The sequence below is a fragment of the Variovorax sp. AC103 genome (assembly GCF_979254005.1).
Genome location: NZ_CEEDFC010000005.1, coordinates 74,418 through 98,972 on the forward strand (window position 1 = coordinate 74,418; position 24,555 = coordinate 98,972).

Below are 24,555 nucleotides of genomic sequence, written 5' to 3' on the forward strand. Positions count from 1 at the left end.
GACAAACACATGAGCGCAACCGACGAAAAAGCGATTCGCAGGGTGGTCATCTCGGCCCTGGTGGGAGCCACCATCGAGTGGTACGACTTCTTCCTGTACGGCGTGGTGGCCGGCATCGTGTTCAGCAAGCTGTACTTCCCGGGCAGCGACCCGGTGGTGTCGGTCCTGCTGGCCTACACCACCTTTGCCGTGGGCTTCGTCACGCGGCCATTGGGCGGCGTGATCTTCGGCCACTTCGGCGACAAGATCGGCCGCAAGAGCATGCTGATCATCACGCTGATGATCATGGGCGTGGCCACCTTCCTGATCGGGCTGGTGCCCACCTATGCGCAGATCGGCGTCGCCGCACCCATCCTGTTGCTGCTGCTTCGCATTGCACAGGGCATCGGCCTGGGCGGCGAATGGGGCGGCGCGGTGCTCATGGCGTACGAGTACGCACCGAAGGAAAAGCGCGGCTTCTATGCCTCGCTGCCGCAGATCGGGCTGGCCATCGGGCTGTGCCTGGCCTCGGGCGTGGTGGCGCTGCTGTCGTCGCTGCTGACCGACGCGCAGTTCATGGCCTGGGGCTGGCGCATCGCCTTTCTCATCTCCGGCGTGATGGTGCTGGTGGGCATGTACATCCGCCTGCACGTGCAGGAAACGCCCGAGTTCGCGGCCGTGAAGGCGCGCAACGCCGAGCTGCGCATTCCGTTCATGGACATGATCCGGCGCTACCCGGGCAATGTGCTGAAGGGCATGGGCGCGCGCTACATCGACGGCGTGTTCTTCAACATCTTCGGCGTGTTCTCGATCAACTACCTCACCAGCACGCTCAAGATCAGCCGCACCGACGCGCTGCTGGGCGTGATGGCCGCGGCGGTGGTGATGATCTTCTTCATTCCCTTCTTCGGCCGGCTGTCCGACAGGATCGGGCGGCCCAAGGTGTACATGTGGGGGTCGATCGTCACGGCGGTGTCGGCCTTTCCGGGCTTCTGGCTCATGACGCACAGCGGGGGCAACGTGCTGCTGGTGTGGCTTGCGATCATCGTGCCCTTCGGCATCCTGTATGCGTCGGTGTACGGGCCGGAGGCGGCGCTGTTCTGCGACCTGTTCGACGCGAAGGTGCGCTACACGGGCATCAGCTTCGTCTACCAGTTCTCGGGCATCTTCGCCTCGGGCATCACGCCCATCATCGCGACCGCGCTGCTCAAGTCGGGCGCGGGCGAGCCGTGGCAGATCTGCATGTACGTGCTGTTCGCGGGTGCCGTGTCTGCCCTGTGCGCGTGGCTGATCGGGCGCTCGCCGTCGCCGGCCGACGCGCCCCAGGCCTCGGCCTCACGGTGAGGCCACGGCGGGGGCGGCCGCGCGCACCTGCCGCACCACGGACAGCACCGCATCGACCACCGCCTCGGGGTCGTCGAACTGGATGTCGTGCCCCGAGCCGGGCAGCAGCCGGTGCGTGCCGCGCGTGGACCAGCGGGCAATGTCGTCGTGCATCTGCTTCCACAGCGCCTGCACCTGCGTTCCCTGCCCGGGCGTGATCTTCATGCCGCGCAGTTCGCCCTCGGCATAGGGCGCCATCGCCGTGAGCACCACCAGCGGGCGGTTGCCCAGGTCGCGAAAGGCGCCTGCCTCGGCCAGCGTGCGGTCGGTCGCGTCACCCTCGGCCCACTGCGTGCGGAACGACTGCGGTGCAAAGGCACGAACCGCCTGCAGGTCGCGCGCCGTCTGGTTCGGCGCCTGCGGCAGCAGCACCGGTGCCGCCGCGCGCAAGAGGCCCGACCACCCCAGGCTCATGACGATGCGCGAGCGCAGCGAGCGCGACTCCGTCATGTAGTTCGCCACGCGCGCCACCTGGTCCGGATGCGAGGGGTCGACCAGCACCAGCCCCGCCACCTCGGCGCCGAAGTACCGCGTGAAGGTGACGGCATAAAGTCCGCCGATCGACTGGCCCACCATCACGAACGGGCCGTGTTCGCCGGCGCCGGTCAATGCGGCATACAGGTCCTGCGCAACCTGCCTCGCAGTGGAAGGCGCATCCGAAGGGTCGCTCCACATCAACCCCGCGCGGCTGTAGGCGCAAGCGCGCGTGTGCGCGGCCACCTTCGGCTGCACGGCCGACCAGCTCAGCGCGCCGTCGACGCTCTGACCCGCCTCGAACACCACGGTGGGCGAGCCCGAGCCCCGGCAATCCAGCTGGATGCGCCGCCCGCCGATGTCGACCATGCGCCCGGGCGGCGGAAAGTCGCGCGCGGCGCGGTAGCGGCCGGCCTGCTCGTACACCGCGCCCAGCAGCAGGGCCAGCGCCAGAACGGCCACGGCGCCCAGGGCGATGCGCGCGGTCACCGGCGCATCACACCGGCGGGAACTGGAAGATCAGCTCCTGCAGCATCGAATGCACCAGTTCGGGCGACCAGAACGGGTCCAGCGTCTTGTCGCCGTGCGCCGGAATGCCGTTTCTCCAGCAGCGCCACGTGGCGTGGACTTCGCCGCTTTCGATGTCGCCGGTAAAGACCACCGCGTTGAGCCGCCCGCCCTGGGCGCCCCAGCGAAAGCCGACATGCGGGTGCGCGTCGCGGCTGAGGCCTTCTTCCCGGTCGACGTAGCACTCGGCCGCGTCGCCGAGCTTGGCCGCAAAGTATTCGGCGAACTCGCAAAAGACGGGATAGGCCAGGTCGTTGAGCCGTTGCGACATGCGCCGCGCCCGCCGGGCCCGGTCGGCCACGTCCGCGTCCTGGCGAGGCTCGAGGAGCCTTGCGTCGAAGTAGCTGTCGAGCAGCTGGAATTTCGAACCGTTCATCGCTTCCCTTTCGGCACTGCAGATGGTCTGCTGTCCTTGCTTATAAGTACCAGAGCTGAACGCAGCCTGTCTGTGCGCGCCGCCGGGGCATTCCAAGGCCGGAACCATGGAATAGTTCACAAAGTACAACCAATGCACACCTACTTGAGCCGATAACTGAGCTTTCGGTTCCCGCTGACCATGGAATCGAGCCCCAGCCATTCGCCCTGCTGCGAATACCAGACGTCGATGGGTTGCGCGTCGGTCGCAATGCGCCATCGCGTGGCGGCCACCTGCTGGCCGCGCACCTCGACCGTGCCGTTGCCGGCGCGGCTGACCTTCACCGCCTCGAACTTGCCGCTCTGCGCGTTCAGCAGCTTGTCCTGCGTGCGGATGGCCGGGTTCCAGTAGGCGAAGCTCATCACGCAGCCTTCGAGCGACTGCGTGCCCTTGGGCGTGGTCACGGCCAGCGCGTTGTCGCCGGCCGCCTCGGCGTTCACCCGCTCGGGGGTGCCGTCGTCGTCGGTCTTCGAACTCAGGCGCTTGAGGCAGTCGCCGCGCCACATCTCGGAGGCGTTGTGCTGGTAGCGGTACACCGTCACGCCGAGCAGCTTGACCGCGAAGCGCGCCTCGCTGGTGAGCTTGCGCTCGTCGCCGGAGGTGGCCAGCGCGAAGCGGTGCTCGCCGATGGGCGCATCGTCCAGCAGCACGCGAAAGTCCCATTCGCCACCGGCGGGCCCGGCCGCCGAGGCGGTGGCCGCCCCATTCGAGAGTGCGGCCAGTGCGGCCACCACGAGGACCCGGTGCTTGTTGTTTCTCATGACGCCTTGTGGTTGCCGCGCACCGGCCCCGGAAGAAAGGCATTGGTGCGCGCGATGTAGTCGCGGTACGCCGGGCGGCGCTCGCCGATGTCGCCTTCGAGCATGCGCACGCCCGACACCTTCAGCAGCAGCCAGGTCATGAGCAGCGGCGACACCACGCTCCACGCGCCGCCCCAGCCCGCCCCGCCCATGGCCATGAGCCACAGCCCCCACCAGACGCAGGTTTCGCCGAAGTAGTTGGGGTGGCGGGTGTAGCGCCACAGGCCGCGGTCCATCACCTGCCCCTTGCTCTTCGGATCGGCCTTGAAGCGCGCCATCTGCGCGTCGCCGATCGCCTCGAAGAAGGTGCCGAACAGCGCCAGCGCGATGCCCAGCGCGTCGAGCGCGCCCAGCGCACGCGGCGCCGCCATGCCCGGCAGGAACGGCGCGGACACGACCCAGGCCAGCACCGCCTGCAGCGCGAACACCAGGTGCAGGCTCTTGAAACCGAAATTCGGCTGGTTGCGCGCGCGGATCGCCTGGTAGCGCCGGTCTTCCCCGTGCCCCCAGTTGCGCCAGGTGATGTAGAGGCACAGCCGCACCGCCCACGCCGCGCCGATCACCGCCATGCACAGGCCGCGCACCGTCTGCACCGGCAGCAGACCGAAATAGACCAGCCCCGCACCCACGATGCACAAGGGCCACATGCGGTCGATCAGGCTGGCGTCGTGGCGGACCAGGCTGGCCACCCAGGTCAGGAACGCTAGCGATGCGGTCAGTGCCAGGCCGGCCAGGGCCACTTCCATGGAACCGCTCATGCGCGGCGCTCGAACAGGTAATGGCTCACCCACCAGCGCTGGCCGTTGTCAAAGCCGAACAACTCGGCCACCGACATGAAGAACAGCCGCCAGCGCGTCCACCAGATGTTCGCGTCGGCGCCGTAGGTGGCCTGGAACAGCGGGCGCAGCGTGTCGCGGCGCTCGTCCATGTTGCGCAGCCAGGCCTCGGCCGTGCGCTGGTAGTGGCTGCCTTCCCAGCGCCAGCGGCGCAGCAGGCGCAGGTCGTCCTGGCAGTGCAGCGCCAGGTCGTCGCTGGGCATCATGCCGCCGGAGAAGAAGTACTTGCTCATCCAGTCGCTGGGGTCGCGCACCTCGAAAGGGTACGGCGCCTCCCGGTGGGCGAACACGTGCATGAAGAACTTGCCGCCCGGCTTGAGCCAGCGCGCCACGTTGGCAAAGGCCTGCGGCCAGTTGCGCAGGTGCTCGAACATCTCGACCGACACCACGCGGTCGAAGCGCTGGTCGGTGTCGAACACGTTGATGTCGCGGGTCAGCACGCGCACATTGCGCAGGCCGCGCTGGGCCGCTTGCGCCTCGATGTATTCACGCTGCGAATTGGAGTTGGACAGCGCGGTGATCCGGCTGTTCGGGTAGTGCGCCGCCATCCACAGCGTGAGCGAGCCCCAGCCGCAACCCAGCTCCATCACGTCCTGCCCGTCGGCCAGGCCGGCCCGTTCGCAGGTGGCGGCCAGCGCGGCGGACTCGGCCTCTTCCAGCGTCTGCGTGCCTTCGGGCCAGTAGCAGCTGCTGTATTTGCGGTGGTTTCCCAGCACTTCGCCGAAGAAGGCGGCCGGAACTTCGTAATGCTGTTCGTTGGCCTTCTCGGGCAGCGGCGCCAGGTTGGCCTTGCCCATGCGGGCGACGAAGTCCTGCGTCAGCTCGGCCACGGCCAGCGCATTGCCCGCCTGCAGCTCGTGGAGCCGGTCTTTCAGCAGGCGGCGAATGCCGCGGCGGACCACGGTGTCGGGCACCAGGCCCTTTTCGACCCAGCGAATGGCGAATGCGATGTCCTGCGGCATGACTGTTCCTCGATAGCGGCACGTCGATGCGCGTGCCATAGGCACCTGTACGCAGCGGTCCTGGTTTTGGATGAGGCGGTTCCATTCTTGGCGCGGCGACACCCCCTTTTGTCATGGGCACGAAATGTTAAAAACATAACATAAGTTCACACTTATTGAACAAATGCAGCCGTCATGCCCGAAACCTCCGAATATTTGAGCGATTTCCGGCCCCGGTTCCGCCAGCCCTGCGCGGGCGATCTCTGCACCACGGTGCCGTGCATGACGACCGAGGAGACGAACGAGAAGGTGATGGACGTCTTCAGCCGGCATCGCGATCTCGTCAGCCTGCCCGTGGTGGAAGGCCAGCAGCCGATCGGCCTGATCAACCGGAACATCTTCCTGTCGCAGATGAGCCAGCCGTTCCGCGTGGAGCTGTATGGCCGCAAGAGCTGCATCGCCTTCATGGACAAGGACCCGTTGATCGTCGATGCGGCGCTCGACCTGGAGTCCCTCACCTTCAAGACCGTGGAATACGGCGAGAAGGCCCTGACCGACGGCTTCATCATCACCCGCGACGGCCAGTTTGCCGGCGTGGGCAACGGCCTGCAGCTCATGCGCGTGGTGGCGGACCTGCAGGTTTCGCGCAACCGCCAGATCATGCACAGCATCGAGTACGCCAGCGTGATCCAGCAGTCCACCTTGCGCAGCTCGCTCGACGCATTGGCGCGCGCCTGCCCCGAGGCCCACCTGGTGTGGGAGCCTCGCGACGTGGTCGGCGGCGACTTCTACCAGTTCAGCACCGAGGCCGACGGCTGGTTCGCCACCGTGGCCGACTGCACGGGGCACGGCGTGCCGGGCGCCTTCATGACGCTGATCGCCTCCACCAGCCTGACCCAGGCCATCGAGCAGCACGGCGCGCGCGACCCGGCGCGGCTGCTGGGCAGCGTCAACCGCAGCATCAAGCAGATGCTGGGACAGATGGGCGAACACGACGCAACGCCCGGCTCCGACGACGGCATGGATGCCGCGTGCTTCTGGTTCGAGCCCGCGCACGGCCGGCTGGTGTTCGCCGGCGCGCGGCTGTCGCTGTTCGTGCTGCGCCCCGGCGCCGACGGCGTGGAGGTTGTCGAGGGCCAGCGCAAGGGCGTGGGCTACATGGACAGCGATTTCGACTTCGCCTGGAGCAACCAGGAACTCACGCTGCCCGCGGGCAGCCTCGTCTTCGTGAGCACCGACGGGCTGGTCGACCAGGTCGGCGGCCCGCGCGCCATTGCGCTGGGCAAGCGGCGCGTGCGCGAACTGCTGCTCGCGCAGCGCGAGCGCACGGCCGCGCAGATCAACGAGGCCGTGCTCGACACCCTGAGGCTCTGGCAGGGCGAGCACCACCGCCGCGACGACCTGACCTTTTTCTGCTTTCGCACCTGACAGGGGAATCCAACCGTGCCGTTCCCGCAGATCGCCGACAAGTACGGCTCCTTCTTCAACCTGGCGCGCCAGCACCAGGTCATCTTCTACTACGTGGGCTACTTTTCGCAGCACATCGTGGCCGCCATGTCCGACGCCGTGAAGCTGCAGCTCGAGGTGGCCGGCGTGGCCGGGCCGACCCGGCGCAGGCTGTTCTCCTCGTTCGTGGAGATGGCGCAGAACATCATTCATTACTCGGCCGACACGCTGACCGCCACGAGCCAGCAGAGCGGCGAACTGCGCCACGGCTCGGTGTGCATCCGCCGCGAGAGCGACGGCGGCTTTCTGTTGCTGTGCGCCAACCCCGTGGAGCCCGAGATCGCCGATGCGCTGCGCGTGAAGCTGGAAATGCTGCGCAGCATGACGCTGGACGAAATCAAGCAGGCCTACCGCCAGACGCTGCGCGAGGAAACGCCCGAAGGCAGCAAAGGCGCGGGCATGGGACTTCTCACGGTCGCGCGCGACGCACGGGAGCCGCTGGAGTTCGACTTCGACGCCGCCGACAGCGCCGGCGGCGCCCCGGTGTTCTACCTGAAGGCGGCAATCTGATGCGCGCCACGCCCGGCAACGAATCGAGACCACAGATGGAAAACCTCTACATCGCCCCGACGCCCAGTTCGCCCCAGGTGGACTTCAGGTTCGACACCCACACGCTCGGCCTGCGCGGCGAGTCGTACCCCGAGAATGCCGCCGCCTTCTATGGCGAAATCATCGCGCGCCTGAAGGACTACCTGGCCGGGCAGAGCGGCAGCCGCATCGAGGTCAACATTGCCCTGGCCTACTTCAACAGCTCCAGCACCAAGATGCTGTTCAACCTGATTGCGGCGCTCGCCGACGCCGTGGCGGCGGGCAACCGCGTGGCCCTGAACTGGTACCACGACGAGGAAGACGACACCATTCTCGAATTCGGCCAGGAGCTGAGCGAAGACTTTCCCGCAATCGATTTCGCCAGCCATCCGGTGAGGCCCGCCTGAATGGACACCGCAGCCGCCACCGCCGCGCCGCCGGACCTGTTCGATGCCGAGCACCAGGCGCTGCAAGCCGCCCGCGCCGCCTATGAAGACTGCGCTTCGGCGCAGCCCTCCCCCTGCCGCCTGGCCCTGGGCGAACTGCTCACCGTCTACGAGCGGCTGCTGCGCGAAACGCGCCGGCTGGTGCGCCGCAGCGACCGGGCCGAACTCGAGATGAACCAGCTGAACCTGCGCCTGCAGGCGCTGGCGGCCGAGCTCGAATACCGCGCCACGCACGACCCGCTGACCGGCGTGCTCAACCGGGCGGCCGTCATCGAGCTGGTGAACCGCCATTTCGAGCGCCATGACCTCGCGCTGATCGTGCTGGACATCGACCACTTCAAGCGCATCAACGACAGCTTCGGCCACCCCACGGGCGACCGCGTGATCCAGGGCGTGGTCACCTGCCTGAAAAATGCGGCGCCGGCCACGGCGCAGATCGGCCGCGTGGGCGGCGAGGAATTCACCGTGGTGCTGCCCGGGCCGGGCAGCGACGCCGACGGGCAGGTCGCGCAGGCCCTGCGCCGCGCCATCGAGTGCTTTGCGTTCGACCTGCCCGACGGCAGCAGCGTCACGGCCAGCTTCGGCGTGAGCTGGCTGCCGCACGGCAGCAGCTTCGACGAGGCCTATGGCCTGGCCGACGAAGCCTTGTACGTCGCCAAGCGCGGCGGACGCAACCAGGTGGCGCTCGCATCCGGCCAGGTGCACGCGCAGCCCGCATGAAGCGCGAGACTGATGCGGGCTGGCCGGGGGACGCCGCCGACCGGCCCGCGCCAGCGCTTGCGCTTGCGCTTGCACTTGCGCCGGACACGGCGCCCGATCCGCGCATGCTCGAGCTCATCGTGCGCTCCAGCGCCTCGCTGCTGGAAGAACCCGACCTGCACACCTTCGCCCGCGGCGTCATCGCGCAGTTCACCACCCTGCTGGCCGGCGGCGACGGCCTGGCCTGCGCACCGCCAGCACCGCCAGCGAGCGGACACCGGGTGCTGGCGGCGACCGGCCGCTTCGCTCCCCTGCTCGGCCTGCCGCTGGACGCCGTGCCCGAGCAGCCGGCGGTGACGCTGCTGCGCCGCGCGCTGGCATGCGGCTGCAACGTCCACGGCGAGGGCAGCGAGGACAGCGAAAACGGCGAAGGCCGCGGGTTGGCCTTGCACATCGGCCGCAAGGGCGAGCAGCCCATGGCCGTCTTCATCGACACCACCTGCCTGCACGGCGCGCTCGACCGGCAGCTGCTGGACGTGCTCTGCCTCCACCTCGGCACCTTGCTGCACCAGCGGGGCCTGATGGAGCGGCTGCACGAATATGCCTACTTCGATCCGCTCGTGCGCCTGCCCAACCGCACCCGTTTCGTCGAGAAGGTGGACGACTGCGCACGGCAAGGCATGCGGGAGCACATCCTGGCGCTGGTCGACATCGACGACTTCAGCGCCGCCAACGACGTCATGGGCCACCGCTTCGGCGACCGCGTGCTGCAGGCGGTGGCGCAGCGCCTGGCCGAGGCCTTGCCGGCCGGCGTGCTGCTCGCCCGCCTGGGCGCGGACACCTTCGGCGTGCTCGGGCCGCTGCAGCAAGTGGCGCCCCAGCAATTGCTGGACTGCGTGCGCCAGCCGCTGGCCGTGGACGGCGTGCCGCACAAGGTGTCGCTGACCTGCGGCTACGTGCTGCTGCCCGAAGACGCGCAGGCCGGCGCCGACCTGGTCAAGGACGCCACCATCGCCCTGAAGCGCGCCAAGCGCGACCACCGGGGCCGGCACCTGCAGTACTCGGCCCACATGGGCGCCGAGGCCCGCGACCGCGCCCTGCTGCTGTCCAGCCTGCGCGCGGCCGTCGACAACGCGCAGCTCTTCCTGGTCTACCAGCCGCAGGTCAACCTGAACACCCATGCGCTGGTGGGCCTGGAGGCCCTGGTGCGCTGGCGTGCCGAAGACGGCAGCCTCATACCGCCGGACCGCTTCATTCCGGTGGCGGAGCATTCGGGCCTGATCGTGGCGCTGGGGCAATGGGTGCTGTCCACCGCCTGCCTGGCCATGCGCGCGCTGCTGGACGCGAACCTCGCGCCGCTGCGCATGGCCGTCAATGTGTCCAGCGTGCAGCTGCAGGACCCGGCGTTCTACGACACCGTGTGCGCGGTGCTGGCGCACAGCCGGCTGCAGGGCCACCACCTGGAACTGGAGATCACCGAGTCCGTGGCCGCGCTGCCCACCGAGCTGCTGGAGTCCACCCTGACGGCCTTGCGGGCCAAGGGCATTTCCATTGCCATCGACGACTTCGGCACCGGCTACTCCTCGCTCAGCTACCTGGAACGGTTGCCGCTGGACCGCATCAAGATCGACGGCACCTTCGTGCGCCGCCTGGGCGAGGCGCAGGGCGCGCGCATTGCCGAAATGATCGCGCAGCTGGGCCGCAAGCTCGGCCTGCATGTGCTGGCCGAGGGCATCGAGGACGCAGCCGCCCTGCGGGCGTTGCTGGCCATGGACTGCGACGAGGGCCAGGGCTACTACATCGCCCCGCCCATGGACAAGACCGCCCTGCTGCGCTGGCTGCACGAACGCACTGAAAAGGAAAGGCGCGGGCACTCGCTGGGCATGTCCGACCCTTGCTAGAGAGCGGCGGGGCGGCTAACATCGCCCACCCTGGAGATGGCATTCCTCCATGAACCGCAGCGGCATCGCCCGCAGCTGATGATGCCTGCAGACACCTGATCACATCGCAGGGCTGCAGGCGTTCGCGTTCACACACCGCGTTGCCCTGCCGGTCGATCAGGCCCCTCGTTTTTCGCACCTGATCCACATGACCCGTTTTCGCCGCCCCGAACAGCTCGAGCTCCTGCCCTACATCGGCAAGTGGCTCGTCATCGCCAGCGTCGTCGCCTTTCTGGCCGGCTCCGCTTCCGCCTTCTTCCTTTTCGCCCTCGACTGGGCCACCAACTGGCGCGAGGCGCACCGCCAGGTCGTCTGGCTGCTGCCCCTGGCCGGCTTTGCGGTGGGGTGGGTCTACCACCGCCTGGGCAAGCCGGTGGACGCCGGCAACAACCTGCTGATCGACGAGATCCACGATCCGAAGAAGGTCGTGCCTTTGCGCATGGTGCCCCTGGTGCTGGGCGGTACCGTGATCTCGCATCTCTTCGGGGCCTCCGTGGGCCGCGAAGGCACTGCCGTGCAGATGGGCGGTGCGCTGGCGGACCAGCTCACGCACCTGTTCCGCTTGAAGCACGAAGACCGGCGCATCCTGCTCATGGCCGGCATCAGCGCGGGCTTTGCGTCCGTGTTCGGCACACCGCTGGCCGGCGCCATCTTCGGACTGGAAGTGCTGGCCATCGGGCGCATGCGCTACGACGCGCTGTTCCCCTGCATGGTGGCCGCCATCGTGGCCGACCAGGTCGGGCTGGCCTGGGGCGTGCATCACACGCACTATGTCGTCACCGCCGTGGCGCCGGTCGCCTTCTGGAGCGTGGTCGCCATCGTCGCCGCGGGCATCGTGTTCGGCCTGGCCGGGCTGGTGTTCACCACGGCCACGCACAAGCTCGGCGCGCTGATGAAGCGCCGGGTTGCCTACCCGCCCCTGCGCCCGCTGCTGGGCGGCATCGTCGTTGCAACGGCGGTCTGGGCCGTCGACGGCTACCGCTACATCGGCCTGGGAATTCCGACGATCGTCGAGTCTTTTCAGGCGCCTGTCGCGCCATGGGACTTCCTGGGCAAGCTGGTCTTCACCGTGGCATCGCTGGGCACGGGCTTCAAGGGCGGCGAGGTCACGCCGCTTTTCTACATCGGGGCCACCCTGGGCAATGCGATGGCGCCGCTGCTGCAACTGCCGTTCCCGATGCTGGCCGCCATCGGCTTCGTCGCCGTCTTTGCCGGCGCGGCCAACACGCCGGTCGCCACCATCGTCATGGCCGTGGAACTGTTCGGGCCGGCCATCGGCCCGCTCGCTGCCATCGCGTGCATCGCGAGCTACCTGGTCTCGGGCCACACCGGCATCTATCACGCACAGCGCGTCGGCCACAGCAAGCACCGCCAGGCCTTGCCCGAAGACCTTCGGATCGCGGACGTCGCCCAGTTCCGCCGCAAGCAGGCCGGAGAGAAGAAAGACGCCGCCTCGAAGGGGAACAACTGAAGACCGCGCGGACGCGCATTCGCGCGCCCGGGGCTACGATGCGGTGGGTTCGGACATTCCCGGCCCCCACATTCCTACCTCCCCATGCGCAACCTGATCGTGGTCCTCGGCGACCAGCTGAGCCTCACGAGCGTGGCCTTCGAAGGCTTCGATGCCGCGCAAGACCGCGTGTGGATGGCCGAGGTGCCGCAAGAGTCGCAGCATGTGCCCAGCACCAAGATGCGCACCGCGCTCTTCCTGTCGGCCATGCGCCACTTTGCCGAGGCGCTCGCCGCGCGCGGCATGCCCCTCGACTACCTGAAGCTGGGGACCCACCCCTTCGCCTCGCTGGAGGCCGCGTTGACAGACACCTTGTCGCGCCACCGCCCCGGCGCGGTCGTGACGGTCGATGCCGGGGAATGGCGCCTCGAACAGGCGATCGCCAAGGTCTGCCACGCGGCCGACGTGCGGCTGCTGGTCCGGGACGACCTGCACTTCATGGCCTCGCGCGCCGAGTTCGCGGAGCACGCGCAGGGCAAGCAGCGCCTGGTGATGGAGGCCTTCTACCGGCGCATGCGCACGAAGCACCAGGTGCTGCTGGACGAGGCCGGCCAGCCCGAGGGCGGGCAATGGAACTTCGACCACGACAACCGCGGCGCCTTCGGCCGGAACGGTCCCGGCATGCTGCCCCCGCCGCCCTCGTTCGCGCCGGACGCCATCACGCGCGGGGTGCTGGCCGACGTCGAGGCGCACTTCGGCGACCACTACGGCAGCGCAGCGCAGTTCGACTGGCCGGTGACGCGCGAGCAGGCCCTTGTGGCACTAAACGACTTCATGGCCTGCAGGCTGCAGGACTTCGGGCGTTTTCAGGACGCCATGTGGACCGACGAGCCCTTTCTGTACCACGGGCTCTTGTCGTCCTGCTTGAACCTCAAGCTGCTCGACCCGCGCGAGGTAATCGATGCGGCCGTGGCACGCTGGCGCGCGGGCGCCGTGTCCATCGAGTCGGTGGAAGGCTTCGTGCGGCAGATACTCGGGTGGCGCGAGTTCATGCGGGGGGTGTACTGGTGGCGCATGCCGCAGCTGGCCGAGGCCAACGCGCTCCGCCACCACGCCCCGCTGCCCGACTGGTACTGGACGGGCAAGGTCGGCATGAACTGCATGAAGCAGGCCATCGGCCAGACCTTGCGCACCGGCTATGCGCACCACATCCAGCGCCTGATGGTCACCGGCAACTTCGCGCTCACCTTCGGCGTGGCGCCGGCGCAGGTGCATGCCTGGTACCTGTCGGTGTACGTCGATGCGGTGGAATGGGTCGAGCTGCCCAACACCGTGGGCATGTCGCTTTTTGCCGATGGTGCGCGCTTCGTGACCAAGCCCTATGCGGCGGGCGGCGCCTACATCAAGCGCATGAGCAACTACTGCGACGGCTGCCGCTACAAGCCGGCCACGCGCAGCGGCGAAGGCGCATGCCCGATGACGGTGATGTACTGGGACTTCGTCGCGCGGCATGAGCAGTTGCTGGAGAACAACCCGCGCACGCTCATGATGACCCGCAACCTGCAGCGCTTCAGCGACGAGGAGCGGGCCGCGATCCGAAGCACTGCGGATGGCATGCGCGCGCGGCCGGATTCACTTTAGGGTGCACCGCGATGACAAGCGATGCGCCCATGCCTGCAAGCGACCCGAAGATCGAACAGACCATCTTTGCGCTGCTCGACCGGCGCGATGCATCCGCTTCGATCTGCCCGTCGGAGGTTGCACGCGCGCTGGCGAGCAGTGATGTCGCCTGGCGCGCACTGATGCCTGCCGTGCGTCGGGTGGCCGCGAAATTGGCGGCGAAGGGAGCGCTGCGGGTCACGCGGGGCACAGACGAGGTCGATGCGACGTCCCCGGGGGGACCGGTGCGCTTGCGCCGGCCGAAGTAGCGCGCTCGTCGGTGAGCGAAAAACATTTTGGGGAGACATGCCATGACGAAACAGCCTGAGTTCAAGAGCGATGCCTTCGAGGCAGTTCACGCTTCTGCGAGCGCCTTGCAAAAAGTCGGCGCTATCGACGAGGCCACCCTGCGCGCGTTCGACGAAACCTGCCTCTCCGCTCCTGGAAGACAGGTGTCGGACGGTACCTCCTGACACCGCCGGCTGCTGCATTGCCAAGCCCTGCTCGGTAAAGACGCAACGCCACGCGCTGGCCGTCGTTTGAGATCACAGCTTGTGATTTCAAAGCCGCTCGGACGACAGCCGGGCCGTGAGCCGGCCGGTGCTTGAGGTCACAGTTTGTGACCTCAACGCCTCTCACTCCTCGGACGCGAGCCGAGACATGAAATCGGCATCGAAGGCCTTCATGTCGCGCCGCCTTCACTCACAGCAACACGCAACGACCGCACCGCAGCATCGGCCGTCTCGATCCGCCGATGCAGCTCTTCATTGACCACCTGCACCAGCGCGCTGAGTTCGGACCGGTTCGGACAGACCTCTTCCGTGTCTTGCACAGGCTGCGGATCGATGAGCTTCTCGATGCACGCATACGCACGCTGCACGACGCGAAGGCTGTCGACGTCGTCGCATGCCTGCAGCGCGAGTGATTCGGCGCGGGCGGTTGCTGAAGAAGATTCGGGGAACGGGGGAACGTGAGCCATGCATGGCCTCCAAGGGTTTCGGTTTGCAAAAACCGACGCACCCGAGTCCAGGCGGGGGCGGCGGCTCGACGGGTTGGACTACCGGGAAACCACTTGCGTGAAACCGGCCGAGCTTGCGCCCGCCCATCGAGCCGCCTAAAAAGGTTGCACGAACGACGAAGCCGCAGACCCTGCGGGGTGACTGCGGCTTTCGTCGCAGTGATTTCAGCGGGAGTCCAATCCCGATCACGCCTGTTTTTGGCGCGACGGCGGCAGTATAGCCACGAGGCATCGTCGCCTCGAAGGGGGAAACCGGCGATGCCCCGGCGAAAGACCCCGGCATCCCGAAGCTGGAACAATCCGCCCATCCATGGACGGCCTCGATCTCATCAAAACATTCCGCGAAGTCGCGTTCCGACGCAGCTTCTCCCGCGCGGCGATTTCGCTGGGCATGTCCAAAGCCACGGTCAGCCGCTACGTGGCCGAGCTCGAAGAGCGCAGCGGCGTGCGCCTGCTGAACCGCTCCACCCGATCATTGAGCCTGACCGACGCCGGCCAGGTGCTGCTGGACCGCAGCACCGAGCTGGTGGCCATGGCCGAAAACACCCTGAACGACCTGCAGGCCCACGGCTCGCACCCGCGCGGCCGGCTGCGCATGAGCGCGCCGAACGGCCTGATCGCGGGCTGGCTGTCGGACGTGATTGCCGGGTTCATCCGCCTCTACCCCGACGTGTACGTGAGCCTTGTGTTCACCAACCGCGACATCGACCTGATCGAGGAGGGCATCGACATCCACCTGACCGGCGGGCGCATCGACGACATGAACCTGATCGTGCGCCGGCTGGTGCAGTACGACATGGTGGTGTGCGCCACGCCGGCCTACTGGGCCCAGCGCGGCATGCCGCAGGTGCCCGCGGACCTGGGCCGCCACGAGATGCTGAGCTATTCGTCGATGCCCACCACGCACCTGCCCTTCGAGACCGACGGCAAGCCGCACGACGTGACGGTGCACAGCCGCATGGAAGCCAACGACGCCGTGGCGCTGATCGAGCTGGCGCTGCGCGGCGTGGGCGTGGCCTACGTGCCCGAACCGCTGGCGCAGTCGCACCTGGAGCGCGGCGCGCTGGTGCCGGTGCTGCGAGAGCACATGCCGCGCGACCACTGGCTGTACGCGGCCTACTCGCAGCGCCGCCACAACAGCGCTGCGATGCGCGCGATGCTCGACTTTCTGGAGCAGTCCATGGTGCCGGCCGGCCAGACGATGCCGACCTTGCCGCCCGCATTGCAGGTGTCGCCGCTTGCGCCGACCCTGGCGCCTACATGCGCCCTTTCCAAGGCACCAGCCGCCGCTCGAGCCAGCGCATCAGCAGGTCGAACAGGTACGCCACCACGCCAATGACGATGATGCCCATGATGACGATGTCGGTGCGCAGGAAGTTCGACGCGTTCAGCACCATCTGACCCAGCCCCATGCTGGCCGCCACCATTTCGGCGGCCACCAGCGTGGTCCAGCCGAAGCCGATGGCAATGCGCATGCCCACCAGGATGTCGGGCAGCGCCGACGGCAATATCACGTGGCGAATCACCTGCATGTAGCTCGCGCCCATGGAGTACGCCGCGTTGATCTGCTCCTGCGACGCGCTGCGCATGCCCGAGCGCGCGGCCAGTGCCAGCGGCGCGAAGCAGCTCAGGAAGATCAGCAGCACCTTGGGCAGCTCGTCGATGCCGAACCAGATGATGATGAGCGGCAGGTACGCCAGCGGCGGCAGCGGCCGGTAGAACTCCAGCGGCGGGTCGAAAATGCCGCGCCAGAAGCGGCTCATGCCCATGGCAATGCCCACCGGAATGGCGGTGGCGCAGGCCAGGAAGAAGGCCGAGAACACGCGGAACATGCTCGCCAGAAAGTGCTGCCACAGCGGCTTGTCGTTGGCCTGGCCGGTCAGGTATTCGTAGAACTGCTGGAACACGGCCTGCGGCGTGGGCAGGAACAGCGGCTTGACCCAGCCCATGTTCGTGACCAGGAACCACAGCGCGATCAGCACGGTCACGGTCACCACGCTGATGACCACGCTGGAGCCCTCGCCCGGCACCTTGAAGGCGCTGGTCTTGAGCTTGGTGCCGGCCGCCTGCGCCGAAGATTCGGGCGATGCCGCGGGCTTGGAGGGTGGCGTCATGGCAGCGTTGACCACTCGAGGCGATGCGATGGTGACCTCAGGCATGGGCGGCCTCGCGGTGGTGAATGATGGACAGCACTTCTTCGCGCATGCGAATGAATTCGGGCTCGGACTTCACCTTGCGTGAATCGCCGTGCGACAAAAACTGGCGAGAGAACGGCACGTCGTCGTAGATGTGCGAAATGCGCCCGGGGCTGGGGCTCATCACGATCAGCCGGGTGGCCAGGAACAGCGCCTCTTCCACCGAGTGCGTGATGAAGAACACCATCTTGTTGGACTTGGACCAGGCGTGCAGCAAGATCTCTTGCACCTGTTCGCGCGTGAACGCATCGAGCGCGCCCATGGGTTCGTCCATGAGCAGCACGGCGGGGTCGCTGGCGAGCGCGCGCGCAATGCCCACGCGCTGCTGCATGCCGCCGGAGAGTTCGTACACGGCGCGGTCGGCGTACTTTTCCAGGCCGACAAGGGCGAGCTTTTCTTCAGCGACGCGGTCGCGCTCGGCCTTGCCTACACCGGCCAGCCGAAGGCCCAGTGCCACGTTGTCGCGCACATTGAGCCAGGGCATGAGCGCATGCTTCTGGAACACCACGCCGCGGTCTGCACCGGGGCCGACGACGGGTTTGCCGTCCAGCAGGATCTCGCCGGTCGAAGGCGGCAGGAAGCCGGCGATGCTGTTGAGCAGCGTGGTCTTGCCGCAGCCTGACGCACCCAATGCAACGACGAAGTCGCCGTCGTGCATCGTGAGGTTGACCGGGGCCAGCGCCTGCAGCGTGCCGCCCTTGACTGCGTAGTTGACCGTGAGGTCTCGGATGTCTAGCGTGGGCATGTCTTTTTCTCCAATGCGGGTTGCTGTTGCGCGCTGCTGTTCGGGGCGGGTGCACAGGCCGCCGGGTACTCCCCTCCGCGAATGTCCCCCGGGGCTGCGCCCCTCCTCCTTTATTTCGCTGCGGGGAGCACCCGACGCCCTGTTCACCCGGGCACGCTGTCGGTTTGCGGCTGATCAACCACCGCTGCTGACGACGCTCACGTCGATGGGGTGCCTTGCGCAGCGAAATAAAGGAGGAGGCCGAAGGCCGGGGGACATTCGCGGAGCAAGGTACCCCGTCGGCGTGAGCGCCACCCCGAACAAAGGCGCCCCCCGAAACCACAGGCAGTGTTACTTGCCCATCGCCTTCTCGACATAAGCAGTGGTCACGAAAGCGTTGTAGTCAGGCTTCACCTCCTGCACGCGCCCCTGTTCCTTCAGGAAGGCCGCCGTGTTGGCCATCGCCTTCGCAGCGCCCCCGCCGAGCCACACCGGAGAGAGCTGCTCGGCCATCGTCGGGAAGGTGTAGAGCGCCATCGCCGGCCCCACGTCCTTCGGGTCGGCCTTGGTCCACTTGGCCATGGCCTTGGTCTGCGGCGAGTCGGGCTTCCAGCTCTTGCCGGTGGCCTTGTATTCTTCGTTGGCGCGGTTCAGCGCCTTCACGAACGCGACCATGAACGGCTCGTTGGCGGCAGCCCACTTGGCGTTGACCACGATGCCTTCGAACGTGGGCGCGCCGCGCTTGCCGATGCTGCCCGAGGTGGCGATGGTCTTGCCGCTGGCCTTGATCTTGGAGAGCACCGGGTCCCAGATGAAGGTGGCGTCGATGTCGCCGCGCTCCCATGCCGCCGCGATCTCGGGCGGGCGCAGGTTCATCACGTTCACGCTCTTGGGGTCGACGCCGTCCATCTTCATGCCGGCCATGAGCTGGTAGTGCGCGGTCGACACGAACGGCGTGGCCACCTTCTTGCCGGCCAGGTCCTTCATGCTGTTGATGTTGGAGCCGTTACGCGCCACCAGCGCCTCGGCGTCCGCGATGTCGGCGGAAATCCAGAACAGCTTGATGTCCTGCCCCTGGCTGGCCGCGGCGGTCAGCGGGCTGGAGCCGGTTTCGCCCATCTGCACGTCGCCCGAAGCCATGGCGCGAATCACGTCGCCGCCGCCCGAGAACATGCGCCAGTTGATCTTGTAGCCCGTGGCCTTCTCGACCTCGCCGGACTCCATGACAAGGCGCAGCGGCACCAGCATGTCCTGGTGGGCGAAGGTGACTTCCTTGGTTTGCGCGAAGGCGGCGCCGCCAAGGGTCATTGCCGCCGCGAGGGCTGCGCACTGGAGGGAAAGACGTCGGGACAAGGTCATCTGTTTTCTCCTGGAGGGTGAATCTCGCTGCGGACTTTGCACCCAACACCGCCAGCCAGGAAGTGCCAGCGCCTGCGCGGGCGTGGAGCCAGTGGCTCGGGACTTACCCTCGTTCTGGTGCGTGCTGCACGCCAGCGGTGCGCCTCCGCCTTCCGGCAAGCCGCAAGGCTCAGTGCGTTCGACCACCCGCCGGGCGCTTCTCGCCCCGCGCCAGCGCCAACTCTTCGACCGCGAGCCCCAACGCCCGGATGCCCGCCGGAATCTGCGCCGCCGCAATGGACGACAACCGCAGCCGGAAGAACGGGCACGGGTACGGCGGCTTGGCAAAGAACACGTCGCCCGCCTCGATCAGCACACCATGGCTGCGCGCCATCAGCGACAGCTCGGTCGCGTCCACCCAGGTCGGCGCCTGCACCCAGATCGAAGCCCCGCCCGAAGGCAGCCGGAATTCGAAATCGGGCAGATGGTCGCGCAGCGCCTGGGCCGCCAGGGCGAGCCGCTCCTGCATGGCGTGGTTCACGCGCCGCGCATGCGACTCGTGATGCCCCAGCGAAAGGAACAGCGCATACGCATGCTGCAGGAAGGCGCTCGGGTGCCGCACCATCGCATGCCGGATCACGCGCAGTTCCTTGATCAACGCGCGTGGCGCCACGATGAACCCCAGCCGCAGCGCCGGCGACAGGCTCTTGGACACCGACCCCACGTAGATCACCCGCCCCGTCTTGTCCAGGCTTTTGAGCGCGGGCATCGGCTTGCCTTCGTACAGGTTCTCGGCCTCGTAGTCGTCCTCGATGATCACGAAGTCCTGCAGCTCCGCCTTGCGCAACAGCCACTGCCTGCGCTCCAGGCTCAGCGTGGCCGTCGTGGGGCTCTGGTGCGACGGGGTCACGAACAGGTAGTCGGCGGCGGGCAGCGCATCGACCACCAGCCCGTCTTCATCGACGTCGACCTCGACCCATTTCGGCTGGCGCAACGAGAAGCTGTTGCGCGCATGCGGATGGCCCGGCTCTTCGAGCCCCACGCGCGTGTGCTCGTCGAACAGCGCCTCGGCCAGCAAGTAGTAGGCGTGCTGCGCGCCCATGGTCACGAGGATCTCTTCCTTCAGCGCGAACACGCCGCGCTTGGGCAGCAGCCGCGTGCGGATCTGCTCGATGAGGTCGGGCACGTCGTCGGTCTCGAAGTCGGGCGTCCAGTGCGGCAGCTGCGAGCGCGCGAGGCTGCGCGCGCAGCACTCGCGAAAGTCTTCGGTGGGGAACAGCTGCGGGTCGTAGTTGCCGTAGACGAAGGGGTACGGGTAGTCGCGCCACCGGTCGGGCTTGGACAGCGTGGGCTTGTCCATCAGCGAGCGCAGCACGCGCCCCGACCAGTCCGGCGGCTGGCTCGCCTGCCCGCTGCGGCTCACCAGCGGCTCCGCATGCGCGGCGGACACCGGCCGCGCATTGCGCGCCACGAACACGCCGCTGCGCGGGCGCGCTTCCAGGAAGCCTTCGTCGATGAGTTGCAGGTACGCGGAGGTGACCGTGTTGCGGCTCAGCCCGAGCAGGGCCGCGAGCTCGCGCGACGAAGGCAGCGGCGCGCCGGGGCTCAGGTGTTCTTCGAGGATGGCCTGGACCACGGCGGTGCGCAAGCGGGCTTGCAGCGGCAGGGCCGGCTGGTCGGGCAGCGCGAAGAGCTGCGCCCATTGGGTGGCTCGCGGGTTCGGGGGCATGGTGCGCCGCAGTTTAGGGCAGCCGGTGCCGTTCGTGCGCTTCAACGGCGCTCTGGCTCGGTCGAATTCCCGCAACTGGCCCTATCGCGCAGGCAGCCGGCTGCCTACGCTTGCCTCATCAATTTCCGGAGCTCCCGCGTGACCGCCTCTTCTTCCTCTACCGTGACCACCGACACCCTGGCCGCCTTCAGCGACGCCTGGAACCGCCACGACGTCGACGCGCTCATGGGCTTCATGACCGACGACTGCATCTTCCAGACCGCCGCCGGCCCCGACGCCTGCGGCACGCGCCACGTCGGCACCGAGGCGGTGCGCAAGGCCTTCGCCGCCGCGTGGGCCGCGGTGCCCGACGCGCAGTGGGTGAACGGCCAGCACTTCGTGCACGGTGACTTCGGCACCTCGCAATGGACCTTCACCGGCACCGCCGCCGACGGCAGCCGCATCGAGACCGACGGCATCGACGTGTTCACCTTCCGGGGCGCAAAGATCCACCTGAAGAACGTGTTCCGCAAGGCCCGGCCCAACCTGCCCGCCGCGAAGTAAGCCGAACCCTTTCCTTTTCCCCTTCCTGGAGCCCTTCATGACCATGACAGGCACCGTGCAGTTCGCCACCGCCAGCGCAGCCATCGACGCCGCATCGTTCGAGCCGCAGCCGCTGCAGGTGCCCATGCGCCCCTACGACCCGCAATACGACCCGCTGCACGCGCCCGACCCCGGCGCGGGCCGCGCCTACGCGCCCACCTGGTGGGTGGCCAGCGCCGGCACCCCGCCGGAGGACGACGGCCCGCTGGTGCAGGACATCGATGTCGACGTGGCCATCATCGGCTCGGGCGCCACCGGCATGTCGACCGCGCTCTACCTGGCGCAGGAACACGGCATTCGCGCCACCGTGCTGGAGGCCAACCAGGCCGCGTGGGGCTGCTCCAGCCGCAGCGGCGGCCAGGGGCAGAACGCGAGCGGACGCCTGAAGCGTTCGCAATGGATCCAGCGCTGGGGCATGGACACCGCCAGGCGGCTCGACGCCGAGATTCGCAGCGGCTTCGAGAACTTTCGCCACCTGACCACGCAGATCGACTGCGACGCGTACGACGGCGGCCACCTCTACTTGGCGCACCGGCCCGAGAAGCTGCCGGTGCTCGACGCCGAAGCGCGGCTCATGCGCGAGAAATTCGGCTACGCCACCCGCATGATGAGCGCGGAGGAAGTGCGCCGCGACTACTGCGACGAGCGCGAAACCGTGGGCGCGATGTTCGAGGCCGAAGGCATCGGCATCCACCCGCTGAAGTTCACCTTCGGCCTGATGCAGCGCGCCCGTGCGCTGGGCGTGAAGGTGCACACCTCCAGCCCGGTGCAGGGCTGGCACACCATCGACGGCGTGCACCACCTGCAGACGCCGGCCGGGGTGGTGCGCGCGCGCCGCGTGGCGGTGTGCACCGGCGGCTACACGGGACAGGCGCTGAGCCCGCTGCTGAAGAACCGGCTCATGCCGATCCTGTCGAACTCGGTGGTCACCCGGCCGCTGACCGATGCGGAACTGCAGGCCACCAACTTCCGCTCGAAGACCTTCCTGACCGACACGCGCACGCTGCGCTTCTATTACCGGCTGCTCAAGGGCAACCGCCTGCAGATCGGCAGCCGCAGCGCCGTGACCGGCGCCGACGCCGAAGACCCGGTGCACCTGAAGCTGCTGACCGACGCCATCGCGCGCAAGTTTCCGCCGCTGGCGGGCATCCGCATCGACTACTCGTGGTGGGGATGGGTCGACATGAGCCACGACATGATGCCGCGCATCACCCAGCCCGAGGCGGACAAGAAGGTCTGGTACGCGGTGGGCTACGGCGGCAACGGCGTGTCGTTCTCGACCTGGGCCGGCAAGCGGCTGGCCGAGCGCGTGGCGGGCAAGGACACGGGCAAGGACGTGTTCGAACTGCCCATCTACCACTCGCCGCTGCCCTTTCCCAACGTGCTGGGCATGGTGGAGTCGCGCGCGTTCGCGCCGTTCCGGCGCATGGGGCAACGCATGCTCTACAAGTGGTACTGGCTGCGCGACGAAAAGTAGAAAAGAAGGCGCCTCGCCACGACGGGAAACGCACCGCGCGCGCGCATTCCCCGATGTGGCGCACGGCCCCGTCGCACAACGGGGCAAACCCGTGCCTTCTGGCCCTGTGACTCGCGCGGCGTTGGCTCTTCGCCGGCACGCACCAAGCGCCTATCTTCGACACCGAGGTCCTGCAACGCCGCGGACCGAAACCGATTGCCTGTGTCGAACTCCCTGAGGTCCTGTCATGCCGATCCCCACGCTTCCCTCGCTGCCCTCGAATCCTGCAGATGCGGTCTTCACGCGCCGCACCACGCTGCTGTCCGCCACGCTCATGGCCGCGAGCAGCCTGCTGCCGCTGCCGGCGTTCGCGGCCGACGAGCCCAAGCGCGGCGGCACGCTGGTCATCGGCAGCACGCAGACGCCCCGGCACCTGAACGGCGCGGTGCAGTCGGGCATTGCCACCGCCCTGCCCTCCACGCAGATCTTCGCGAGCCCGCTGCGCTTCGACGACAAGTGGAACCCGCAGCCCTACCTGGCCGAATCGTGGAAGCTGGCCGAGGACGGCAAGTCGCTCACGCTCAAGCTGCGCAAGGACGCGGTGTTCCACGACGGCAAGCCCGTCACCTCGGCCGACGTGGCCTTCTCGATCATGGCCATCAAGGCCAACCACCCCTTCACCACCATGATGGGCCCGGTGGACAAGGTGGAAACGCCCGACGCCTACACCGCCATCGTGCGCATGGGCGTGCCGCACCCGGCCATCGTGCTGGCGATGTCGCCCGCGCTGTGCCCCATTCTTCCCAAGCACATCTACGGCGACGGGCAGGACCTGAAGAACCATCCGCGCAACAGCACCGACGTGATCGGCTCGGGCCCCTTCCGCGTGACCGACTTCAAGCCGGCGCAGCGCGTGGTGCTGGAGCGCTTCGACAAGTTCTTTCTGCCGAACAGGCCCTACCTCGACAAGATCATCGTCAACATCACGCCCGACTCGGCCAGCCTGATCCTCGGGCTGGAGCGCGGCGACATCCAGATGGTGCCTTTCGCCACGCTGCCCACCGACCTGAAGCGCCTGGCCAACGACCCCAAGGTGTCGCTCACGCCCAAGGGCTACGACGGCATCGGCGCGCTCAACTGGCTGGCCTTCAACACCGCGAAGAAGCCCCTGTCCGACGTGCAGGTGCGCAAGGCCATTGCCACGGCGCTCGACAAGAACTTCATCACCAAGGCGCTGATGGGCGGCTTCGCCACCGTGTCCGACGGCCCGCTGGTGGCCAGCAGCCCGTTCGCGGTGCCCGACCTGGTGCGCTACCCGCTCGACCTGAAGAAGGCCGGCGAGATGCTCGACGCCGCGGGCTACAAGGCCGGTGCCGGCGGCGGGCGCTTCAAGCTCACCATCGACTACCTGCCCGGCGCCGACGACCAGCAGAAGAACGTGGCCGAGTACATCCGCGGGCAGCTCAAGAAGGTGGGCATCACGGTGGAGGTGCGCGCCTCGGCCGACTTTCCGGCCTGGGCCAAGCGGCTGGCCTCGCACGACTTCGACCTGTCGATGGACACGGTGTTCAACTGGGGCGACCCGATCATCGGCGTGCATCGCACCTACCTGTCGACCAACATCAAGCCCATCGTCTGGACCAACACCCAGTCTTACGCCAACCCGAAGGTGGACGAGCTGCTCAACACCGCCGGCAGCCTGACGGACCCGACGCAGCGCAAGGCCTACTACGCCACCTTCCAGAAGATCGTGACCGACGAGCTGCCCATCGAGTTCATCAACCAGGTGCCGTACCACACCATCACCAGCAAGAAGCTGGGCAACGTGCCGACCACCATCTGGGGACCGATGTCGCCGATGGACGAGGTGTACTTCAAGTAAGGCGCGGG

24 protein-coding genes and 1 riboswitch are annotated in these 24,555 nt (G+C 67.7%); of the genes, 14 read left to right on the top strand and 10 right to left on the bottom strand.

What is annotated here, in order from left to right; genetic code table 11:
- Nucleotides 1-9: 9 nt before the first annotated feature.
- Nucleotides 10-1,323 carry an MFS transporter gene (locus tag AC0IYU_RS08980; RefSeq protein WP_435439133.1) on the top strand — a complete coding sequence of 438 codons (1,314 nt, stop codon included), beginning with the start codon at nucleotides 10-12 and terminating at the stop codon, nucleotides 1,321-1,323.
- Here the strand turns inward: AC0IYU_RS08980 and AC0IYU_RS08985 are convergent.
- The 5 genes from AC0IYU_RS08985 to AC0IYU_RS09005 all read right to left on the bottom strand — a co-directional run bounded on the left by AC0IYU_RS08985 (nucleotide 1,315) and on the right by AC0IYU_RS09005 (nucleotide 5,416).
- Nucleotides 1,315-2,325, bottom strand: a complete 1,011-nt coding sequence (locus AC0IYU_RS08985; protein ID WP_472115432.1) for an alpha/beta fold hydrolase — start codon at nucleotides 2,323-2,325, stop codon at nucleotides 1,315-1,317. The two genes, AC0IYU_RS08980 and AC0IYU_RS08985, sit on opposite strands and share 9 nt — an antisense overlap.
- Before the next feature lie 7 nt (nucleotides 2,326-2,332).
- Nucleotides 2,333-2,779 (bottom strand): hypothetical protein, encoded by a 447-nt coding sequence (locus AC0IYU_RS08990; protein ID WP_472115435.1) that lies wholly within the window; start codon nucleotides 2,777-2,779, stop codon nucleotides 2,333-2,335.
- A gap of 140 nt (nucleotides 2,780-2,919) precedes the next feature.
- Complete coding sequence (locus AC0IYU_RS08995; protein ID WP_472115438.1) at nucleotides 2,920-3,579, bottom strand: DUF6134 family protein; 660 nt, start codon at nucleotides 3,577-3,579, stop codon at nucleotides 2,920-2,922.
- Nucleotides 3,576-4,376: a DUF1295 domain-containing protein gene (locus AC0IYU_RS09000; protein ID WP_472115441.1), complete on the bottom strand. Its 801-nt coding sequence runs from the start codon at nucleotides 4,374-4,376 to the stop codon at nucleotides 3,576-3,578. Before AC0IYU_RS09000 ends, AC0IYU_RS08995 begins: the two co-directional genes overlap by 4 nt.
- Complete coding sequence (locus AC0IYU_RS09005; RefSeq protein WP_472115444.1) at nucleotides 4,373-5,416, bottom strand: SAM-dependent methyltransferase; 1,044 nt, start codon at nucleotides 5,414-5,416, stop codon at nucleotides 4,373-4,375. The genes AC0IYU_RS09000 and AC0IYU_RS09005 overlap by 4 nt, the downstream gene beginning before the upstream one ends.
- 174 nt (nucleotides 5,417-5,590) lie before the next feature.
- Here AC0IYU_RS09005 and AC0IYU_RS09010 point away from each other — a divergent pair, with 174 nt between their 5' ends.
- The 9 genes from AC0IYU_RS09010 (at nucleotide 5,591) to AC0IYU_RS09050 (ending at nucleotide 14,096) form a co-directional block, all read left to right on the top strand.
- The gene (locus AC0IYU_RS09010; RefSeq protein WP_472115447.1) at nucleotides 5,591-6,823 is read left to right on the top strand and encodes a SpoIIE family protein phosphatase; all 1,233 of its coding nucleotides are present in this window, start codon (nucleotides 5,591-5,593) and stop codon (nucleotides 6,821-6,823) included.
- A 15-nt stretch (nucleotides 6,824-6,838) separates the two neighbouring features.
- Nucleotides 6,839-7,411: a SiaB family protein kinase gene (locus tag AC0IYU_RS09015; RefSeq protein WP_472115450.1), complete on the top strand. Its 573-nt coding sequence runs from the start codon at nucleotides 6,839-6,841 to the stop codon at nucleotides 7,409-7,411.
- 35 nt (nucleotides 7,412-7,446) lie between these two features.
- A complete protein-coding gene (locus AC0IYU_RS09020; RefSeq protein ID WP_435439141.1) occupies nucleotides 7,447-7,836 on the top strand; it encodes a DUF1987 domain-containing protein in 390 nt (129 codons plus the stop codon).
- Complete coding sequence (locus tag AC0IYU_RS09025) at nucleotides 7,837-8,595, top strand: GGDEF domain-containing protein (RefSeq protein ID WP_435439142.1); 759 nt, start codon at nucleotides 7,837-7,839, stop codon at nucleotides 8,593-8,595. It abuts the gene before it with no gap.
- On the top strand, nucleotides 8,592-10,475 hold the full coding sequence (locus tag AC0IYU_RS09030; protein ID WP_472115453.1) for a putative bifunctional diguanylate cyclase/phosphodiesterase: 1,884 nt from the start codon (nucleotides 8,592-8,594) through the stop codon (nucleotides 10,473-10,475). The genes AC0IYU_RS09025 and AC0IYU_RS09030 overlap by 4 nt, the downstream gene beginning before the upstream one ends.
- 23 nt (nucleotides 10,476-10,498) lie before the next feature.
- A riboswitch (Fluoride riboswitch) is annotated at nucleotides 10,499-10,570 on the top strand.
- 92 nt (nucleotides 10,571-10,662) lie between these two features.
- Nucleotides 10,663-11,985, top strand: coding sequence for a voltage-gated chloride channel family protein (locus tag AC0IYU_RS09035; RefSeq protein WP_472115456.1), 1,323 nt, complete (start codon nucleotides 10,663-10,665; stop codon nucleotides 11,983-11,985).
- 84 nt (nucleotides 11,986-12,069) lie between these two features.
- Nucleotides 12,070-13,605 (top strand): cryptochrome/photolyase family protein, encoded by a 1,536-nt coding sequence (locus tag AC0IYU_RS09040; RefSeq protein WP_472115459.1) that lies wholly within the window; start codon nucleotides 12,070-12,072, stop codon nucleotides 13,603-13,605.
- Nucleotides 13,606-13,634: 29 nt separating this feature from the next.
- Nucleotides 13,635-13,892 carry a DUF3253 domain-containing protein gene (locus AC0IYU_RS09045; RefSeq protein WP_472115462.1) on the top strand — a complete coding sequence of 86 codons (258 nt, stop codon included), beginning with the start codon at nucleotides 13,635-13,637 and terminating at the stop codon, nucleotides 13,890-13,892.
- Between the two features lie 42 nt (nucleotides 13,893-13,934).
- Nucleotides 13,935-14,096, top strand: coding sequence for a hypothetical protein (locus AC0IYU_RS09050; protein ID WP_472115465.1), 162 nt, complete (start codon nucleotides 13,935-13,937; stop codon nucleotides 14,094-14,096).
- Between the two features lie 209 nt (nucleotides 14,097-14,305).
- On the opposite strand, the gene AC0IYU_RS09055 is transcribed toward AC0IYU_RS09050, so the two are convergent.
- Nucleotides 14,306-14,602, bottom strand: coding sequence for a hypothetical protein (locus tag AC0IYU_RS09055; RefSeq protein WP_472115467.1), 297 nt, complete (start codon nucleotides 14,600-14,602; stop codon nucleotides 14,306-14,308).
- A 349-nt stretch (nucleotides 14,603-14,951) separates the two neighbouring features.
- On the opposite strand from AC0IYU_RS09055, the gene AC0IYU_RS09060 reads away from it, so the two are divergent.
- Complete coding sequence (locus AC0IYU_RS09060) at nucleotides 14,952-15,980, top strand: LysR family transcriptional regulator (protein ID WP_435487809.1); 1,029 nt, start codon at nucleotides 14,952-14,954, stop codon at nucleotides 15,978-15,980.
- Here AC0IYU_RS09060 and AC0IYU_RS09065 read toward each other — a convergent pair.
- From AC0IYU_RS09065 to pdxR, 4 genes are all read right to left on the bottom strand, one after another.
- Nucleotides 15,898-16,755 carry an ABC transporter permease subunit gene (locus tag AC0IYU_RS09065; RefSeq protein WP_472116132.1) on the bottom strand — a complete coding sequence of 286 codons (858 nt, stop codon included), beginning with the start codon at nucleotides 16,753-16,755 and terminating at the stop codon, nucleotides 15,898-15,900. The two genes, AC0IYU_RS09060 and AC0IYU_RS09065, sit on opposite strands and share 83 nt — an antisense overlap.
- A 37-nt stretch (nucleotides 16,756-16,792) precedes the next feature.
- Nucleotides 16,793-17,581, bottom strand: coding sequence for a taurine ABC transporter ATP-binding protein (locus AC0IYU_RS09070; protein WP_435495951.1), 789 nt, complete (start codon nucleotides 17,579-17,581; stop codon nucleotides 16,793-16,795).
- Between the two features lie 330 nt (nucleotides 17,582-17,911).
- On the bottom strand, nucleotides 17,912-18,919 hold the full coding sequence (gene tauA / locus AC0IYU_RS09075; RefSeq protein ID WP_435487808.1) for a taurine ABC transporter substrate-binding protein: 1,008 nt from the start codon (nucleotides 18,917-18,919) through the stop codon (nucleotides 17,912-17,914).
- 169 nt (nucleotides 18,920-19,088) lie between these two features.
- Nucleotides 19,089-20,627: a MocR-like pyridoxine biosynthesis transcription factor PdxR gene (pdxR, locus tag AC0IYU_RS09080; RefSeq protein ID WP_435439152.1), complete on the bottom strand. Its 1,539-nt coding sequence runs from the start codon at nucleotides 20,625-20,627 to the stop codon at nucleotides 19,089-19,091.
- Between the two features lie 138 nt (nucleotides 20,628-20,765).
- Here pdxR and AC0IYU_RS09085 point away from each other — a divergent pair, with 138 nt between their 5' ends.
- The 3 genes from AC0IYU_RS09085 to AC0IYU_RS09095 all read left to right on the top strand — a co-directional run bounded on the left by AC0IYU_RS09085 (nucleotide 20,766) and on the right by AC0IYU_RS09095 (nucleotide 24,547).
- On the top strand, nucleotides 20,766-21,170 hold the full coding sequence (locus AC0IYU_RS09085; protein ID WP_435439153.1) for a nuclear transport factor 2 family protein: 405 nt from the start codon (nucleotides 20,766-20,768) through the stop codon (nucleotides 21,168-21,170).
- 37 nt (nucleotides 21,171-21,207) lie between these two features.
- Nucleotides 21,208-22,686, top strand: coding sequence for an NAD(P)/FAD-dependent oxidoreductase (locus tag AC0IYU_RS09090; protein WP_472115469.1), 1,479 nt, complete (start codon nucleotides 21,208-21,210; stop codon nucleotides 22,684-22,686).
- Between the two features lie 313 nt (nucleotides 22,687-22,999).
- Nucleotides 23,000-24,547, top strand: coding sequence for an ABC transporter substrate-binding protein (locus tag AC0IYU_RS09095; RefSeq protein WP_472116135.1), 1,548 nt, complete (start codon nucleotides 23,000-23,002; stop codon nucleotides 24,545-24,547).
- Nucleotides 24,548-24,555 lie beyond the last annotated feature (8 nt).

What these genes read in the sequence shown, in the direction of transcription:
- AC0IYU_RS08980 (WP_435439133.1), top strand. Translation starts at nt 10, where the DNA reads ATGAGCGCAACCGACGAAAAAGCGATTCGCAGGGTGGTCATCTCGGCC.
- AC0IYU_RS08990 (WP_472115435.1), bottom strand. Translation starts at nt 2,779, where the DNA reads ATGAACGGTTCGAAATTCCAGCTGCTCGACAGCTACTTCGACGCAAGG.
- AC0IYU_RS08995 (WP_472115438.1), bottom strand. Translation starts at nt 3,579, where the DNA reads ATGAGAAACAACAAGCACCGGGTCCTCGTGGTGGCCGCACTGGCCGCA.
- AC0IYU_RS09000 (WP_472115441.1), bottom strand. Translation starts at nt 4,376, where the DNA reads ATGAGCGGTTCCATGGAAGTGGCCCTGGCCGGCCTGGCACTGACCGCA.
- AC0IYU_RS09005 (WP_472115444.1), bottom strand. Translation starts at nt 5,416, where the DNA reads ATGCCGCAGGACATCGCATTCGCCATTCGCTGGGTCGAAAAGGGCCTG.
- AC0IYU_RS09010 (WP_472115447.1), top strand. Translation starts at nt 5,591, where the DNA reads ATGCCCGAAACCTCCGAATATTTGAGCGATTTCCGGCCCCGGTTCCGC.
- AC0IYU_RS09020 (WP_435439141.1), top strand. Translation starts at nt 7,447, where the DNA reads ATGGAAAACCTCTACATCGCCCCGACGCCCAGTTCGCCCCAGGTGGAC.
- AC0IYU_RS09025 (WP_435439142.1), top strand. Translation starts at nt 7,837, where the DNA reads ATGGACACCGCAGCCGCCACCGCCGCGCCGCCGGACCTGTTCGATGCC.
- AC0IYU_RS09030 (WP_472115453.1), top strand. Translation starts at nt 8,592, where the DNA reads ATGAAGCGCGAGACTGATGCGGGCTGGCCGGGGGACGCCGCCGACCGG.
- AC0IYU_RS09035 (WP_472115456.1), top strand. Translation starts at nt 10,663, where the DNA reads ATGACCCGTTTTCGCCGCCCCGAACAGCTCGAGCTCCTGCCCTACATC.
- AC0IYU_RS09040 (WP_472115459.1), top strand. Translation starts at nt 12,070, where the DNA reads ATGCGCAACCTGATCGTGGTCCTCGGCGACCAGCTGAGCCTCACGAGC.
- AC0IYU_RS09045 (WP_472115462.1), top strand. Translation starts at nt 13,635, where the DNA reads ATGCCTGCAAGCGACCCGAAGATCGAACAGACCATCTTTGCGCTGCTC.
- AC0IYU_RS09050 (WP_472115465.1), top strand. Translation starts at nt 13,935, where the DNA reads ATGACGAAACAGCCTGAGTTCAAGAGCGATGCCTTCGAGGCAGTTCAC.
- AC0IYU_RS09055 (WP_472115467.1), bottom strand. Translation starts at nt 14,602, where the DNA reads ATGGCTCACGTTCCCCCGTTCCCCGAATCTTCTTCAGCAACCGCCCGC.
- AC0IYU_RS09060 (WP_435487809.1), top strand. Translation starts at nt 14,952, where the DNA reads ATGGACGGCCTCGATCTCATCAAAACATTCCGCGAAGTCGCGTTCCGA.
- AC0IYU_RS09065 (WP_472116132.1), bottom strand. Translation starts at nt 16,755, where the DNA reads ATGACGCCACCCTCCAAGCCCGCGGCATCGCCCGAATCTTCGGCGCAG.
- AC0IYU_RS09070 (WP_435495951.1), bottom strand. Translation starts at nt 17,581, where the DNA reads ATGCCCACGCTAGACATCCGAGACCTCACGGTCAACTACGCAGTCAAG.
- tauA (WP_435487808.1), bottom strand. Translation starts at nt 18,919, where the DNA reads ATGACCTTGTCCCGACGTCTTTCCCTCCAGTGCGCAGCCCTCGCGGCG.
- pdxR (WP_435439152.1), bottom strand. Translation starts at nt 20,627, where the DNA reads ATGCCCCCGAACCCGCGAGCCACCCAATGGGCGCAGCTCTTCGCGCTG.
- AC0IYU_RS09090 (WP_472115469.1), top strand. Translation starts at nt 21,208, where the DNA reads ATGACCATGACAGGCACCGTGCAGTTCGCCACCGCCAGCGCAGCCATC.
- AC0IYU_RS09095 (WP_472116135.1), top strand. Translation starts at nt 23,000, where the DNA reads ATGGCCGCGAGCAGCCTGCTGCCGCTGCCGGCGTTCGCGGCCGACGAG.